This window comes from Arcobacter iocasae, from assembly GCF_042214795.1.
GTDB classification, from domain to species: Bacteria; Campylobacterota; Campylobacteria; order Campylobacterales; family Arcobacteraceae; genus Arcobacter; species Arcobacter iocasae.
Window position 1 is genome coordinate 2,394,229 of record NZ_CP090177.1, and the last position, 15,801, is coordinate 2,410,029.

At 27.8% G+C, this 15,801-nt stretch carries 18 protein-coding genes; 11 read left to right on the forward strand and 7 right to left on the reverse strand.

All coding sequences use genetic code 11. From position 1 onward, the window contains the following. Positions 1–44: 44 nt before the first annotated feature. Complete coding sequence (locus LXN10_RS12050; protein ID WP_375723237.1) at positions 45–266, reverse strand: hypothetical protein; 222 nt, start codon at positions 264–266, stop codon at positions 45–47. 130 nt (positions 267–396) lie between these two features. Between LXN10_RS12050 and LXN10_RS12055 the strand changes: the two genes are divergently transcribed. From LXN10_RS12055 to LXN10_RS12075, 5 genes are all read left to right on the forward strand, one after another. After that, positions 397–1,065 carry a uracil-DNA glycosylase gene (locus LXN10_RS12055; RefSeq protein ID WP_375723238.1) on the forward strand — a complete coding sequence of 223 codons (669 nt, stop codon included), beginning with the start codon at positions 397–399 and terminating at the stop codon, positions 1,063–1,065. Beyond that, positions 1,062–2,159, forward strand: coding sequence for a hypothetical protein (locus LXN10_RS12060; protein ID WP_375723239.1), 1,098 nt, complete (start codon positions 1,062–1,064; stop codon positions 2,157–2,159). The genes LXN10_RS12055 and LXN10_RS12060 overlap by 4 nt, the downstream gene beginning before the upstream one ends. Before the next feature lie 82 nt (positions 2,160–2,241). Further along, on the forward strand, positions 2,242–3,993 hold the full coding sequence (gene aspS / locus LXN10_RS12065) for an aspartate--tRNA ligase (protein WP_375723240.1): 1,752 nt from the start codon (positions 2,242–2,244) through the stop codon (positions 3,991–3,993). Between the two features lie 55 nt (positions 3,994–4,048). Beyond that, positions 4,049–4,849: a metal ABC transporter solute-binding protein, Zn/Mn family gene (locus LXN10_RS12070; protein WP_375723241.1), complete on the forward strand. Its 801-nt coding sequence runs from the start codon at positions 4,049–4,051 to the stop codon at positions 4,847–4,849. A gap of 1 nt (position 4,850) precedes the next feature. Next, positions 4,851–6,581 carry a YgiQ family radical SAM protein gene (locus LXN10_RS12075; RefSeq protein ID WP_375723242.1) on the forward strand — a complete coding sequence of 577 codons (1,731 nt, stop codon included), beginning with the start codon at positions 4,851–4,853 and terminating at the stop codon, positions 6,579–6,581. 57 nt (positions 6,582–6,638) lie between these two features. Here the strand turns inward: LXN10_RS12075 and LXN10_RS12080 are convergent, their stop codons facing one another. Further along, a complete protein-coding gene (locus LXN10_RS12080; protein WP_375723243.1) occupies positions 6,639–7,277 on the reverse strand; it encodes an adenylate kinase in 639 nt (212 codons plus the stop codon). Positions 7,278–7,390: 113 nt separating this feature from the next. Here LXN10_RS12080 and LXN10_RS12085 point away from each other — a divergent pair, with 113 nt between their 5' ends. Together LXN10_RS12085 and LXN10_RS12090 are read left to right on the forward strand one after the other, a co-directional pair. Next, complete coding sequence (locus LXN10_RS12085; protein ID WP_375723244.1) at positions 7,391–7,960, forward strand: adenylate kinase; 570 nt, start codon at positions 7,391–7,393, stop codon at positions 7,958–7,960. Continuing rightward, on the forward strand, positions 7,960–8,715 hold the full coding sequence (locus LXN10_RS12090; RefSeq protein WP_375723245.1) for a competence/damage-inducible protein A: 756 nt from the start codon (positions 7,960–7,962) through the stop codon (positions 8,713–8,715). The genes LXN10_RS12085 and LXN10_RS12090 overlap by 1 nt, the downstream gene beginning before the upstream one ends. On the opposite strand, the gene LXN10_RS12095 is transcribed toward LXN10_RS12090, so the two are convergent. From LXN10_RS12095 to uvrC, 3 genes are read right to left on the reverse strand one after another with little or no spacing between them, the layout of a single operon-like run. Beyond that, entirely contained in the window at positions 8,712–9,362 is a 651-nt protein-coding gene (locus LXN10_RS12095) for a tetratricopeptide repeat protein (protein ID WP_375723246.1), read from the reverse strand. The genes LXN10_RS12090 and LXN10_RS12095 overlap by 4 nt on opposite strands. Next, positions 9,359–10,381 (reverse strand): alanine racemase, encoded by a 1,023-nt coding sequence (locus LXN10_RS12100; RefSeq protein ID WP_375723247.1) that lies wholly within the window; start codon positions 10,379–10,381, stop codon positions 9,359–9,361. Before LXN10_RS12100 ends, LXN10_RS12095 begins: the two co-directional genes overlap by 4 nt. A gap of 18 nt (positions 10,382–10,399) precedes the next feature. Then, positions 10,400–12,232, reverse strand: a complete 1,833-nt coding sequence (uvrC, locus tag LXN10_RS12105; protein WP_375723248.1) for an excinuclease ABC subunit UvrC — start codon at positions 12,230–12,232, stop codon at positions 10,400–10,402. Between the two features lie 121 nt (positions 12,233–12,353). On the opposite strand from uvrC, the gene LXN10_RS12110 reads away from it, so the two are divergent. Together LXN10_RS12110 and LXN10_RS12115 are read left to right on the forward strand one after the other, a co-directional pair. Further along, positions 12,354–12,746 carry a tautomerase gene (locus LXN10_RS12110; protein ID WP_375723249.1) on the forward strand — a complete coding sequence of 131 codons (393 nt, stop codon included), beginning with the start codon at positions 12,354–12,356 and terminating at the stop codon, positions 12,744–12,746. 50 nt (positions 12,747–12,796) lie between these two features. Beyond that, on the forward strand, positions 12,797–13,075 hold the full coding sequence (locus LXN10_RS12115; protein WP_375723250.1) for an antibiotic biosynthesis monooxygenase family protein: 279 nt from the start codon (positions 12,797–12,799) through the stop codon (positions 13,073–13,075). A gap of 13 nt (positions 13,076–13,088) precedes the next feature. Here the strand turns inward: LXN10_RS12115 and LXN10_RS12120 are convergent, their stop codons facing one another. Further along, positions 13,089–13,559 (reverse strand): DnaJ domain-containing protein, encoded by a 471-nt coding sequence (locus LXN10_RS12120; protein ID WP_375723251.1) that lies wholly within the window; start codon positions 13,557–13,559, stop codon positions 13,089–13,091. Positions 13,560–13,927: 368 nt separating this feature from the next. Between LXN10_RS12120 and LXN10_RS12125 the strand changes: the two genes are divergently transcribed. After that, positions 13,928–14,194, forward strand: coding sequence for a DnaJ domain-containing protein (locus LXN10_RS12125; protein ID WP_375723252.1), 267 nt, complete (start codon positions 13,928–13,930; stop codon positions 14,192–14,194). Positions 14,195–14,205: 11 nt separating this feature from the next. After that, positions 14,206–15,075, forward strand: coding sequence for an ADP-ribosylglycohydrolase family protein (locus tag LXN10_RS12130; protein ID WP_375723253.1), 870 nt, complete (start codon positions 14,206–14,208; stop codon positions 15,073–15,075). A gap of 9 nt (positions 15,076–15,084) precedes the next feature. Here LXN10_RS12130 and LXN10_RS12135 read toward each other — a convergent pair whose 3' ends face one another. Continuing rightward, entirely contained in the window at positions 15,085–15,708 is a 624-nt protein-coding gene (locus LXN10_RS12135) for a DsbA family protein (RefSeq protein ID WP_375723254.1), read from the reverse strand. Positions 15,709–15,801: the final 93 nt, after the last annotated feature.

A 15,801-nucleotide genomic window follows, 5' to 3' on the forward strand; every position in this document is an offset into this window, starting at 1 on the left:
AATTTAAAAGTATAAAAATAACTAAAACTCCATAGATATAAGTACTAAATTTTTTCACTCACCCTTTCTTTTGTTAAACTAATCTCTTTTTCTAATATCTCTTTTTGTTGAATTAACGAATTTAAATTATTTTTTAACATCTCTTTATCTTTATACGAATCAATAATAAATTCAAAAAGTTTTGGTCTATTTTTTTTCCAATTATGTAATGTTGTTTTATTTATTTCTAAATCATTTTCTAATTTTCTTAAACTTGGAGCAGTCATAATCAATCCTATAATATATCTTAGTTTGAATATTGTACAAATATTTGGAACAAAAGTCAATAATAATACTAAAATTGTTCCAATAATTTGAACAAATTATAAAAAAAGGGATAATTTTGTACAATCTTGCATGACAAAAAATTTACAAAACAAATTACTTTATCAATTAAACTTTTTAAAATCCATAGGATATGAATATGGACAAAACTTAAATTTCAAAAATAGTAATACTGAACAAGTAAGACTACCTGATGATATAAAACAATTAGAACAATTAGTAAAAAATTGTCATTTGTGTCAATTATCAAAGTATAGAGAAAATGTTCTTTTTGGAAGTGGAAATATTAACGCTAGTATCATGTTTTTAAAAGAATCACCTACTATTAGTGAAGATGAAGTTGATACTTTTTATGTGGGAAAATCTGGTGAGTTATTAAAAAATATGATTGAAAAAGTTTTAAAAGTACCTTATGAAACTGTTTATATTACAAACATAGTAAAATGCATCTCTCCTAATAGTGAAATAAAAACTGAACATGTTAATAATTGTAAAGCATACTTAGATAAACAAATAGAGCTAATAAAACCAAAGTTATTAGTTATATTAGGTGAGAGTGTATATCGATATTTTACAAATGATAATACAACTTTTAGTGAAATTAGAGGTAAAGTTATACCTAATAATGATTTAGATATTATATGCACTTATGAACCAAGTTATCTTTTACGAAACCCTTCCTCTAAAGGTGAGGCTTATGAAGATTTATTAAAAATAAAAGCAATCATGGAGCAAATGTGAAACATTTTTATCTTTTTGTCGCAATACTTTTTTTATTTACTGCTTGTGCTAATAAAGAAATGAAAATACCCAATCAAAATAATTCAAAAATTAATAATACTAATACAAATACGAATATTTATACTCCAAGTTCAATTTTTACTCAAAACAAAAATGAAGAACTAGAAGATGAAGATTTTAGGATTGCAATCATATTCCCTTCTAAAGTAGTTGGGAAATATGGTAATTCAACTATTAATAGTGTAATTGGGTATTTGTTGTTCCAAAATAAAAAATTTGAGATAGAATCATTTGATAGTGAAGATGAAAGCTTTGAAAATATATCTAATGCAATGGATGAAATAAAAAACAAAGGATATAAAAAAATCATTGCTTTATTTACAAGTGATGCTTTAAGTAAAATCAGAAATATTTCAGCATTTACAGATATGCAAGTATACTTTCCTTTGATAAGTAGAAACGATGCTTATTTTATCACTTCACCTAATTATATTTATGGAGCTATTTCTTACGAAAATCAAATGAAAAAACTTTTGGAGTTATCAACTGGTGATAATGCACAATTTTATGAAGACTCAAGCATAGGAAATATGTTAAAAGGTATTTATGAAAGATTAGTTCCAAATATTGTTGTAAATCAAAAAGTAATGCAAAGTAATAATAACTTTAAAAGTATGGTTACAAATGAAAGTCTAAAACATACTAATTTGATGATAAATACTACATTGGTAAAATCTTCTATTATTCTTTCTCAGCTTTATGCTTATGAGACTGAAAATGGTGTAATTATGACTACTCAACTTAATTTTGATCCTTTGATCTTATCTTTAACACAATATGAAGATAGGTTAAATTTAATTTTGGCAAGTTCTATTGAAGATACAGATCCAAAATTAACGGAATTATTATATTTACTTGATACGGATATTAAGTATAATTGGGTAAATTACTCTACATTAGTAGGGGTCAATTATCTATTTTCTAAAAATAAAAATGCTTTAATAAAAAATCAAATTCTAAATCAAGAAGTACTTTATAATACACATTTATACTATTCTACAAAGAGTAGCTTCAAAAAACTAGAACTTAAATAACACTTTAAAAAAACTCTCAACAACTTTTAGATATAATCGCGTATATTTTATAAAGGGCAATTGCCCTGTTTTGGAGCACGAATTGAGAACGCATTATTGTACAGAAGTTACAGAATCACTTATTGGTCAAGAAGTTACTGTTGCAGGTTGGGTAAATAGTAGAAGAGATCATGGTGGTATTATTTTTATTGATTTAAGAGATAAGGGTGGTTTAGTACAACTTGTTGCTGATCCTGCTGATTGTAAAGATGCTTTAGAGACTGCTGAAAAAGTTAGAGACGAATTTGTTCTAATTGCAACTGGAAAAGTAAGAGCTAGAGGTGAAGGATTAGAAAATCCAAACTTAGTAACTGGAAAAATTGAAATTGTTTTATCTAATCTGATTATTGAAAATAGATCAAAACCTATGCCATTTGATTTAGGTGATGAAAAAGTAAATGAAGAGATTAGATTAAGAAATAGATTTTTAGAATTAAGAACAAAAAGATCTTATGATATTTTTAAACTTAGAAGTACAGCAAATATAGCTATTAGAAACTGTTTAAATGAAATGGAATTTTTAGATGTAGAAACTCCAATTTTAACTAAATCTACACCTGAAGGTGCTAGAGATTATTTAGTTCCATCAAGAGTTCATCCAGGTGAATTTTATGCTTTACCACAATCTCCTCAAATATTTAAACAACTTCTTATGGTAAGTGGTTTTGATAAATATTTTCAAATAGCAAAATGTTTTAGAGATGAAGATTTAAGAGCTGATAGACAACCAGAATTTACTCAAATAGATGTCGAAATGAGTTTTTGTACTCAAGAAGATGTTATAAAAGTCGCTGAAAAATTAATTCATGATACTTTTACTGCTTGTGGAAAAGATGTTCCATCAACTTTCCCAAGAATGACTTATAATGAAGCAATGGAACAATATGGAAGTGACAAGCCTGATTTAAGATTTGATATGCCACTTGTAGATGTTATTGATATTTTTGCAAGAAGTTCAAATGAAATTTTTGCTGGTATTGCAAAAGATAAAGCTCATAATAGAATTAAAGCAATTAAATGTCCAAATGGGGATAATATTTTCTCAAAAAGACAAATGAAAGCTTTTGAAGATTATGTAAGAAAATTTGGAGCTCAAGGTTTAGGGTATTTTCAAATGAAAGAAGATGGTTTAAAAGGACCATTAACAAAATTCTTTACAGAAGTTGATTTAGAAGAGATTGTAAAAGTAACAGAGCTTGAAGTAGGGGATGTTGTATTCTTTGGAGCTGGTCATAAAAAGATAGTTTGGGACTATATGGGAAGATTTAGACTTCATTTAGCTGAGCAAATGGAAATTGTCCCAGCAGATACTTTTAAATTTTTATGGGTAGTTGATTTTCCTATGTTTGAAGTAGAAGATGGTAGAGTAAAAGCTTTACATCATCCATTTACTATGCCAAAAGATTTAAATAAAGATAATCTTGAAGAAATAGAATCTATTGCTTATGATATTGTATTAAATGGAACAGAACTTGGTGGTGGAAGTATAAGAATTCATAAAGAAAATATTCAAAAAGAAGTATTCTCTTTAATGGGAATTTCAGATGAAGAAGCAAGAGAAAAATTTGGTTTCTTACTAGATGCCCTTCAATTTGGTGCGCCTCCACATGGTGGATTTGCTTTAGGACTTGATAGAATGATTATGCTTTTAGCTGGTACTGATTCTATCAGAGATGTTATTGCTTTCCCTAAAACTCAAAGAGCACAATGTCTTATGACTAATGCTCCAAGTCCTGTTGATGAAGAACAACTAAAAGAACTAAGTCTTAGAATTAGAAAACAAGCTAATATCTAGGATATTAGTTTTATATAAAAAGGAAGTTTTAACTTCTTTTTTATAAACTATCATAATGAAAAAATTAATATTACTCCTTATTCTTTTATCTACTTTTATTTATGCAAGAGTTAGTTATACAGTAACTATTGAACCTCAAAAATTCTTTTTAGAGAGAATAGGTCAAAGCAAAGTAAAAGTTAGAACTTTATATGAAGGTGTAGACTACACTCAAAAATTAGATCATGTATATTTTAGGAAATTTGCTTTTTCAGAAGCTTATTTGACAATAGGACTTCCAGTAGAGCAAGAGTATGCAAAAGAACTACTTGGATTTAATAGTGATTTAAAAGTTATTGATACAAGTAAAGATGTTGAAAAACTTTATGATAATGGAAAGATTAATCCTTATTTTTGGTTAGACCCTTTAAGAGTTAGAAAAGTTACAAAAGTTATGCTTGATATACTTATAAAAAATGATCCAAGTAATAAAGAATTTTTTCAGTTAAATTATCAAACTTTGATGGTGGAGTTAGATAAAATATTTTTACGATTAAAAGATACTTTATTTTATTCTACAAATGCGGTAATGGTTTTTAATGATAAATTAGAATACTTTTTAAATAGATTTGATGTTAGATATTATCGTGCAGAAAATGAAATATTAAGTGGTCCTAAATTTACAGAAATTTATAGACTAAGTAAAGAAAAAAATATAAAATATCTAATAGTTGATAAAAGCATTAATTATAATGTCTATAATACTTGGTCAAATGCAAACAATATGGAAGTTATTCATACTGATATTTACTCTTTTAATTGGTTCGCTGATTTATTTGTTCTTTCAGACAAAATAGCCTCTAAAAAAGAGGAATAAAATGTTTTTACCTACTACAAAAGAAGAGATGGAAAAACTTGGTTGGGAACAACTTGATGTTATTTTAATCTCAGGCGATGCATATGTTGATTCACCATTTATTGGTGTTGCAGTCGTTGGAAGAATACTTGAAGACTTAGGTTTTAAAGTAGGAATCATAGGACAACCAAATTTAGAAAATGGTGATATTACAAGACTTGGTGAACCAAAGCTTTATTGGGGTGTTAGTGGTGGAAGTATTGATTCTATGGTTTCAAACTATACTGCAACTAAAAAGTTTAGAAATAGTGATGATTATACTCCTGGTGGGAAAAATAATAAAAGACCAGATAGAGCCACTTTGGTTTATACAAATCTAATCAGACGACACTATAAAAATACAGTTCCAATAGTACTTGGTGGCATTGAAGCTAGTCTTCGAAGAGTTACACATTATGATTATTGGACAAACAAATTAAAAAAGCCAATTTTATTTGATGCAAAAGCTGATTATATGATTTATGGTATGGGTGAAATAGCAATAAGAGAGTTTACTCAAGCCTTAGCTAATAATGAAGATCCACGAAGAGTTAGAGGAGTTTGTTATATTTCAAAAGAGCCAAGAGAAGAGTATATTCAACTACCTAGTCATGATGATTGTTTAAAAGACAAAAATAAATATATTGATTTATTTGACCATTTTTATCAAAATAATGACCCTATAAATGCAAATGGACTATGTCAAAAAGTTGATACAAGGTTTTTAATTCAAAATCCACCATGTGATTATCTGGATGAGAAAGAGATGGATTATATCGCTGATTTTAAATACACAAGAGATTTACATCCCTATCATCAGCCAGAAGGAAAAGTAAAATGTTTAGAAACAGTAAAATTTTCTATTCAAACACATCATGGATGTTGGGGAGAGTGTAACTTTTGTGCTATTGGAGTTCATCAAGGCCGAACAATAAGAACACGAAGTGAAGCAAATATTTTAAAAGAAGCAAAAGAGTTTACTACATACAAAGACTTCAAAGGTGTTATCTCTGATGTTGGAGGCCCAACGGCTAATATGTATGGTTATGAGTGTGGTAAGAAGCTTAAAAAAGGTACTTGTGATGATATAAGATGTGTAGATTTTGATAGACTTTGTAAAGTTATGAAAGTAGACCATTCACGGCACCTAAAACTTTTACAAAATATTAGAAAAGTACCAGGGATAAAAAAAGCTTTTGTAGCCTCAGGTCTTAGATATGATTTTATTAGTGCTGATAAAAAACATGGATATGAGTATTTAAAAGAGTTAGTAAATCATCATATATCAGGACAAATGAAAGTTGCACCTGAACATACTTCTGATAGAGTATTAAAACTTATGGGAAAACCAGGCAAACAGCCATTGATTGAGTTTAAAAAGATGTATGATAGACTAAATAAAGAAGCTGGAAAACAACAGTTTTTAACATATTATTTAATTGCAGCACATCCTGGCTGTGAAGAAAAAGATATGCATGAATTAAAACATTTTACAAAACATGAATTAAAAATGAATCCAGAACAAGCACAAGTTTTTACTCCTACTCCGGGAACTTATTCAAGTGTGATGTATTATACAGAATTAGATCCAGTAACTAGAGAGAAAATTTTTGTGGAAAAAGATACAAAAAGAAAAGAGAAACAAAAAGATATAGTAATAGATAAAAGTTATTACCAAAGAAGAAAATCTGGTGGGGCTAGTTTTCAAAGTTAAAAAAAAGGGCAAAACATATAAGTTTTGCCCTTTTTTTATTTTTATAAAAGTGAATTTCTAAAGTGCAGCAATCATATCTTTAGTTACATCAGATACATCTTTTGTACCATCAAGTTCAACAAATACACCCATATCAGTATAAAAATCAATAAGTGGTGCTGTTTGTGCATGATAAGCTTCTAATCTACTTTTAACAGTTTCTACATTGTCATCTTTTCTAATGATAAGCTCTCCACCACAGTAGTCACATACAGTTTCTTCTTTTGAAGGATTAAATTCTACATGAAATGAAGCTCCACATTTAGAACAAACTCTTCTTCCAGTAATTCTTCCAACAATTAGTTCATCTGGAACATTTAATGAGATTACTTTATCAAGTAATATTTCCATATCTGCCATTAGTTTATCTAAAGCTTCTGCTTGAGCTAGTGTTCTTGGAAAACCATCAAGGATAAAACCTTTTTTACAGTCATCTTCAGCCAATCTATCTTTTATAATACCAATAATTGTTGAATCTGGAACTAGCTTCCCTTCATCCATGAATTTTTTTGCTTCCATTCCCATATCTGTATTATCTGCAATAGCTGCTCTTAAAATATCTCCTGTAGAGATTTGAGGAATACCATACTTTTCAATTAAAAATTTTGCCTGTGTTCCTTTACCAGCTCCTGGTGCACCAAATAGCATTAAATTCATAGTTTATCTTCCTTAGTTTTTAGGTATTGTATAGAAAAAGCTTTTAATAACAAATAAAAAATTTAATTCATTTTGGATATAATCATGCCACTTAAATCTAATTAAGGGCATAAATGAAAAAACTATTTTTAATTATCGGAGCACCTGGAAGTGGCAAAACTACAGATGCTCAATTAATAGCTGCTAAACATGATAATATCACTCATTATTCAACTGGAGATATGTTTAGAGCAGAAGTTGCAAGCGGAAGTGAAAGAGGAAAAATAATTGATACTTATATTAGTGTTGGAAATATAGTACCAATTGATATAGCTATTGAGACAATTTTAGGGGCGATTAAAAAAGCTTCGACAGATGTTGTAATTATTGATGGTTATCCAAGAAGCTTTGAACAAATGTCAGAACTTGACAAATATTTAGAAAATGAAGCTGAAGTTGAATTAATAAATGTTATGGAAGTAGTAGTATCTCAAGAGGTAGCTTGTGATAGAGTTCTTGGACGAGCAAGGGGATCTGATGACAATGTTGAAGTATTTAATAATAGAATGAAGATTTATACTGAACCCTTAGATGAAATTCAAGAGTTTTATAAAAGAAAAAGCCTTTTGAAAAGAATTGATGGTGAAAGAACTATTGACGAGATTGTTGATGAAATCGATAACTTTATTCAAGCAAAAATTTAATGAAAAAAGAATTTAACTTCTACAGTGTTATTATTGGAACTGAGTTATTAAATGGGCGTCGAAAGGATGCTCATTTTTCTTTTTTAAATGAACAACTTCTCAAACGAGGTTGGATACATAAAGCCTCTTTTGTAATTGAAGATGATATAAATCTGATGAAAGATATTTTCAAACTTATTAAGGCTGATAAAAACTCTGTTATGTTTTGTTTTGGTGGTATAGGAGCTACGCCTGATGATTATACAAGACAAATAGCTGCTGAAGTTTTCACAGATGGACAAATGGAATACCATGAAAAAGCAAAAAACTTAATTATAAAACAATTTGGTGATGAAGCATATCCCCATAGAATTGAGATGTCAAATTTACCTATTAATGCAAAGTTACTAAAAAATGTAGTAAATAATGTAGCTGGTTTTTATTTGGAAAATAGATTTTTCTTTACTCCTGGATTTCCATCTATGAGTCAAAGTATGGTTATAGAAGCACTTGAAGCCCATTACAAAATAAATAAAGTAACAAAGTTTAGGTTAACACTTAGTGCTTTTTGTGGAGAAAATAACTTAATTGATATTATGAAAAAAGTTTCAAGCGAAGTTGAGTTATCATCATTGCCTAAAATTATTGGTGATAAAAGAGTAGTTGTTTTATCTTTAATGTCAAAAGATGAAAAATTAGTAAAAGAGAACTTTTCTATGTTTACTAAATACTTAAATGAAAAAGAGATACATTACGAACTAAAAGATTTTGATTAAGGCTGATTATAAAATTTAAATTTGAAGCCTTTATCTTCTTTGTACTTAGCTAGGTTAAAATCTTCCCAAACTTTTTTACAAAGACTATATCCTTTATTATATCCAGGTTTTGCAAAGGCATGGGCTCTTCCCATATTTTGCCATACACCTTTCCCTGATGCATACATAAATGCCAAGTTACATTGGGCTTGAATATATCCTTGTTTAGATGAAGCTTCATACCACTTAACAGCTTCTTTATAATCTTTATCTATAACTATTCCTGTTGTTAAAAACATACCTACTTTATTTTGTGCTGGTGCATAACCTTTTCTAGCAAGTTCTAGAAAATAAGAAAAGGCTTTTTTAGGATCATAAAAATTTGTTTGGTTGCTTAGATAAAAAAGTCCTAGATTGTATGTTCCTTTAATACTTCCTAAGTAAGAAGCTGCTCCAAAATACTCTAAAGCTTTTTTGTAATCTTTAAAAACATATTTTCCTTCAAAATATATTTTCCCTAATTCAAAAAAAGCATCGGGGTCATCTTTTAAAGCTGATTCTTCATAGTTATTTATTAGTTCAAGACTCTTTAATTCTTCACTTGTTGAAAGATTATCTTGTGACATTAAATTCAATACACAAAAAAGTGATAATAGGTATTTTTTCATATTACTTCCCTTTTTAATTCTGTACTTAGTGTTGTTACTATTTCATAAGTAATTGTATTATGGATTTTTGCTAAATCTTTAGCATCATCAAACATACAAACTTCATCATCTTGCGAATCTAGTGATAAGTTATCCATTGATATTCTTCCAAGAACTTTAAATCCTTTTGGAGTTTTGTAAGATTGATTTTCATTTATTCTTAAAAATCCATCTCCATATCCAATATCATATGTTGAGACTATTATGTCTTTATCTGTTTTGTATGTTCCTCCATATCCAACAGATTGATTTTTTTTCAATATTCTTGTTGCAATTTTTTGCGCCCAAAGTGATAAAACAGGTTTTAAATCTATTTTATCAAAGCCAGGTGGATTTCCAATATATCCATAACAAGCTATACCAACTCTTGCAAAATCATCACTAAAATTAGTTGTTCTAAATAGGGCAGCTGAATTACAAGAATGGAACAAAGGTAAGGGCAAAAAAAGTTGTTCACATATTCTTTTCACTTCTTCTTTTACAAGCCCGAAATTACGCTTTTGCCAAAAGAATTCACTATTTAGTTCATCTGCACCTCTGTGGTGTGTCATGATACCAGTTAAGTTTAAGTTTTGTCTACAAATCCCATCAATAGCCTCTTTAAGCTGGTTTTTAGATATGCCATTTCTATGCATTCCTGTATCAACTTTAAGGTGAACATTCGTATTTTTAGGAAGTTTGTTAATTTGTTCAATACTGTTAATTACTATGTGAAAAGAGTGTGAATAAGTGTGAAAAACATTCTCAGATAAAATTATAATATCTTCAAAAAATTCTTCAATTTTTAATGCTTCTTTAAGGTTTTTTACGACAGCTTTTTTTATTCCAAATTCTTTTGCAATTTTTGAGATTTCTATAATTCCATGTCCATATGCATTGTCTTTTAATACAACTGCAACTTTTTCTTTTGAGCCAGCTTGCTTAGAAATAATATCTAAGTTATGAAGATAATTTTTTTTGTTTATAATAATTCTAGACAATAACTTAACCTTGTTATTTTAGTTTTGATTAAAATGATTTGATATTAGAATACTATCTTTTTCATTTAAAACCTCTTTTAGAGTTTCAACAGATGCCTCTTTTATATTCTCAAAAGTTCCAAAATAAAGAAGTAGTTTTTTCACCTTTGCTTCCCCAATACCTTTTATATTTAATAAAGATATTTGTTTGTCTTCTGCTCTTTTTTGTTTTTTATGAAAATTAATAACAAATCTATGGGCTTCATCCCTTTGTCTTTGTACAAAGTGTAATCTTCTATCTGAAGTCAATAATTTAATAGAAACAAATTCATCACCTTGTTTATAATGCACAATATCTTTTGCCGCACCTTTTGCTCTATGTGCTTTAAAATCAATTTTCTCTTTTGCAACTGCAATAATATCTAGCTTTACTCCAACTGATTCAACTATGTCATATGCAAGTTTTAATAAAGTAGAACCACCATCAATAACCCATAAGTCTGGTGCAGGATTTTTTTCAAAGTTTTCGACTCTTCGTATTAGCATCTCTCTCATTTGTGAGTATTCATCATGGGCTTCTAAGTTGTAGTGTCTAAAGTCACTTTTTACAAATTTATCATTATCCCATACAACCATTGCACCAACAGTTGCTTGTCCCATCATATGTGAGTTATCAAAGCTTTCAACTCTATTTGGTATTTGAGAGAGATTAAATAACTCTTTAATCTCTTCATAAAGTGTATTTGCACCTTTTGTGCTATCTATTCTCAATAATTCGTCACAGTTGTTTAAAGCAACATCTACTATGTCTTTTTTCTTTCCAAGTTTTGGATTGATAATATTTATCTTTTTAACAAGTTTATTTTTTAAGAACTCTTTTATATCTTCAATATCTTCAAGTTCTTTAGCAATAAGTATCTCTTTTGGAATGATAGGAATTTCATTTGAATAATAGTTGATTATAGCTCTTTTATATGCTTCTTCGTAATCAAACTCTTCAGTTTCTTCTACATTTGACTTAAGATAATCATGTGAAGAAGAAGCCAATTTCCCATCTCTAATAAACATTCTTACAATCACAGCTTTTGAGTTGATATTTTTAATAGCAAAGATATCTAGGTTTTCATTTGTAGCTAAATCCATACCCGTTTTTATCTCTGATTTTTCTATAGTTTTTATTCTATCTCTTATTTTCATAGCCTCTTCAAAACGAAAATCATCTGAATACTCTTGCATTTTTACTTTAAGTTTTGAGATTAGTTTTGATTTGTTGTAAATATACTCCATAGAATCATTTAAAATATTTGCATAATCTTCTTTCGAAACTCTATTTTCACAGGGAGCTAAACATTTTTTGATTTGAAAAAATAAACAAGCCTCTTTTCCTTTTATACATGATTTTTTTTGTACAAGTGGAAAGGTTTCGTATATTGAATCTAATATATCTCTAGCCCCAGTTGAGTAGGGACCAAAGTATTTTATATTTGAGCCTTTTAAAACTTTTCTTGTAATCTCTAATCTTGGAAAATCCTCATTTAAATCAACATAAATATAAGGGTAAGTTTTATCGTCACGAAGAAGAATATTATATTTTGGTTTTAATTGTTTTATTAGGGAATTTTCTAAAATTAGTGCATCATGTTCATTTGGTACTACAATCCATTCACATGATTTGACTTCACTTATCATTTTATAAATTCTAGGACCTAGTTTATCAGCAGGTCGAAGTTGGGGAGTAAATTTAAAGTATGATTTAACTCTATTTTTTAAAACTTTTGCTTTTCCTACATAAAGTAAATGTCCATCTTTATCAAAGTATTGATATACACCTGCATCATTTGGAAGCTGTTTAAGTTTGTTTTCTAAATCCATATTGGAATATTAGCGAAAAAAGCCTTTTTAAATGTTGTAGTTTTCCTAAAATTTTAAGTAAAAATATAAAGTTAAATCTAAAGCTTATTTAGTAAGAATAATATCATGTAAGGAGTTTCTAATGCCACATTTACAATTTGAGATAAATAAAAAAGTAAGCAATGATATTAAAAAAAGTTTTTGTGAAAAGATAAGAGAATCTTTTGCAAAAATCATGGATACCCAAACAGGACATATTGCTATTTCCATAAGAGAATATGAACCTTTTAACTTATCTATTGGAAGAGTTGATATTGGTGATGAAGTCTGTTTGATGAACTTAGATATAAGAGAAGGGCGAACAATCGAAAAAAGAAGAGAGTTAGCTTTAGTATATATGAGTATAGTAAAAGATGAATTTAAAATACCAAATAACAACCAGTATATAACATTTACTCAACATGATGGAGAAGATTTTCACTTAATAGAAAAGTATTTATCCTCTTGGGCAAGTGGAGAAGACCCTCTGGCTTAAGTTATATTAATCATATATTTGATACATTTCTTTTTTAATTAGGAGTAATATTGAGTATTATAAAACAAACAATTTATCAATCAAGAAAAAATAAAGAGAAAGAATTAGAAATAAAGCTATACAATTTGAAAAATTTATTGGTAGATTTTGAAGCTTGTGATTATTTTGGCATATATAAATCAGATGATTGTGATGATGAGTTCTTAGTTTATGAAGAGTGGAAAAGTGAAGAAGATTATGTAGCTTCACAAGATAGTGAAGCCTATAAATCTTTTCAAAAAACATACGATGAATTGGTATTAAAAAAACACAATTTACCAGTTTTTTGATTTAGTAAAATATTTATTTATAAATATTTAGAAGTACATCTTTGTGATGATTTAGCTCTTGCATTAATTCATCACCATTATTATTAATATCTGGATGATACTTCTTAGCTAATTCTTTGTATTTTTTCTTTATCTCTTCTCTTGTTGGTTCACTTGTAAATCCAAAAAAATCTTTTGCCTTTTGAACTTCATTCATTGAAGGTTGTGCTTTAAAATTACCACTTTGAAAATCTTCATAATTGAATTTAAAGCCTTGATTCGCACCTTGGCTAAAATCCCTTCCATTAAAATGAAACTCAAAGCCTTGTGTTCTTGCTTGCTCTTTTATCTTTTTTATTTTTTTATAAATAAAGAAATAAATTAGTAATATAACTACAGCTATTGCAATTAAAAAAGTCCCAAAATTTGTAAATATAAGATAAAGTATAAAAAATAGTATCGAAAGTCTTATTAGTCTAGAAAAAAAATAGTCAATATTTCCCATAAAAAATTGTAATCCTTATAAAATTTGTATTGAAGTATATCTACTTTTGTTTGTTTCTCTTATTAATGGAATTTAGAATTTTTATATACATTCAATTGGTTCCCCCAAATAGAAGCCTTGAAAATAGTCAATGTTTAGGTTTTTTCTTTTATATTAGAATTTAGATTTTTTATCATTTTAATTAATATAAATATAATCATTCCTCTTATATATAAGAGGATAAATAAAGGAATTTGAAATATTATTTTTTATTATTATTTTTACACAATACTTGAATCCTTAATATGTAATTAAATTATATAATTGTAATATAAATTACATAAGTATTTAAAAAATTTTGGTATTATTATCATAATTAGGATAATATAATGGACTATGATGAGTTTCAAAAAGCTGTTGATACCTTAGGTATTATAACAAAGCTTGATTATAAAGGTTTGAGAAAGAACTATTTGCGATTATCTAAGAAGTATCACCCTGATGCTGAAGATGGAAGTGAAGAAAAGTTTAAAGAGGTAAATGAAGCTTATAATCTTTTAAAAGCTTATATTGAAAATTATAGATTTTCTTTTGAAAAAGATGAATTTTTAAGTCAATATCCCTCGTTTACAAATTATAAAAATTGGAATAGATAAAGGAAACTATAATGTTTGATAAAAGAAAAGCGAAAGAACTTGTTTTAGGGGCTTTAATTGCTGATTCTTACTGTTTGGGTTCTCATTGGATATATGATGAGAAAGAACTTAAAAATTTACAAATTAATTGGGAAGATTTAAATAATGCTTGTTCAATTTGGCATAAAGGTAAAAAAGCAGGAGAATTCACACATTATGGAGATCAGCTTTACTTTTTATATGAATTTGTAAGTGAAAATGAGGATTTTGATTTAGAAAAATATGTCCATTTTTGGAAAGAGAAAATGGAAAAATATGATGGTTATATTGATGGGGCAACAAGAGTTACTTTAGAAAATATTAATGCAAATAAATCTATTCCTTGTGGTTCAGAGTCTACTGATATCTCAGTTATAGGAAGAATCGCACCTTTATTACTTATTAGTAAAACTAAAAATCAATTTCTTCAAAATGTTGAAAATTTTGTTAAAGCAACACATGATTCTGCAATAGTTGTAGAGGGTGCTAAGTTTTTTGCAAAAGTTTTACTTGATGTATTAGAAGATATTGAGATGATGGAATCAATAAAAGAAAGAAAAGATGAATTTTCAACTGCTATTCAAAAATATGTTAAGGATGGATTTTCATCTATTGATGATGAAACCTTTGATGCAATAAGAAAATTTGGTCCAGCTTGTGGCATAGATGAAGCATTTAGTGGAGTTATTCATCTTTTAGGTAAATATACAAACTTTAAAGAAGCTTTAATTAAAAATGCTCAAGCAGGTGGTGATAATTCAGCTCGTGCTATGATTGTCTCAATGTTTTTTATAGCTAGATATGGATTAAAAGTAATACCAAAAAATCTTACTAAAATAAAAGTACAAATAGATATTTCTTAAAATATCTATTTAGAAATAAATATTTGAACTCAAGTTTTCTATATGTTTCAAAATATTATTTACATTGTTATATTCGATATTTATAGGATATAACTCTTTTTTGTACTGTAAAATTAGAGATGGGAAATTGAAAACTTTTAGTTCTCTTCTTTTTTCTAACTCTTTTTGAAATAACTGTTCTATTCTTTGGCTTTTTAAATCATTTGAAAATTTTTCTACATCTATTTCTAACTCTTTAGCAAGAGAAATTAAAGTCTCTTCATCACTTGGGTTTTTTGCTTCAAGATAATATGCTTTTTGAATTGCATTTATCATTTCATCTTCCATATTTTGTTCTTTTGCACAAAGTACAGCTTTACATGCAAGATAAGTTGATCTTCTTGGTTTACAAAGTCTCCAAAAATCATGATTAAACTTTGCCCCTGTAAATTTTTCAATGTCATACCAAACTGCTTGTATTTTTTCTTGCATCTCTTTTGGCATTATTTCATCTGTATCTTTTGCTAAACCACCTAATATAGTTATTACCTCAATATTATTTGGTAACTTCTTTTTTAGGTTATCGAAATCTTTTTTAAAAGCATAACACCAAGAACACATAGGGTCATGGATATAGTATAGTTTATTTTTCATAATTCTATTTTACTCTTTATATCTTAAAAAAACAGAAATTATAAAATTAAGTAAGATAAAATAAAATACTAATATAATACTATTTTAAACAGG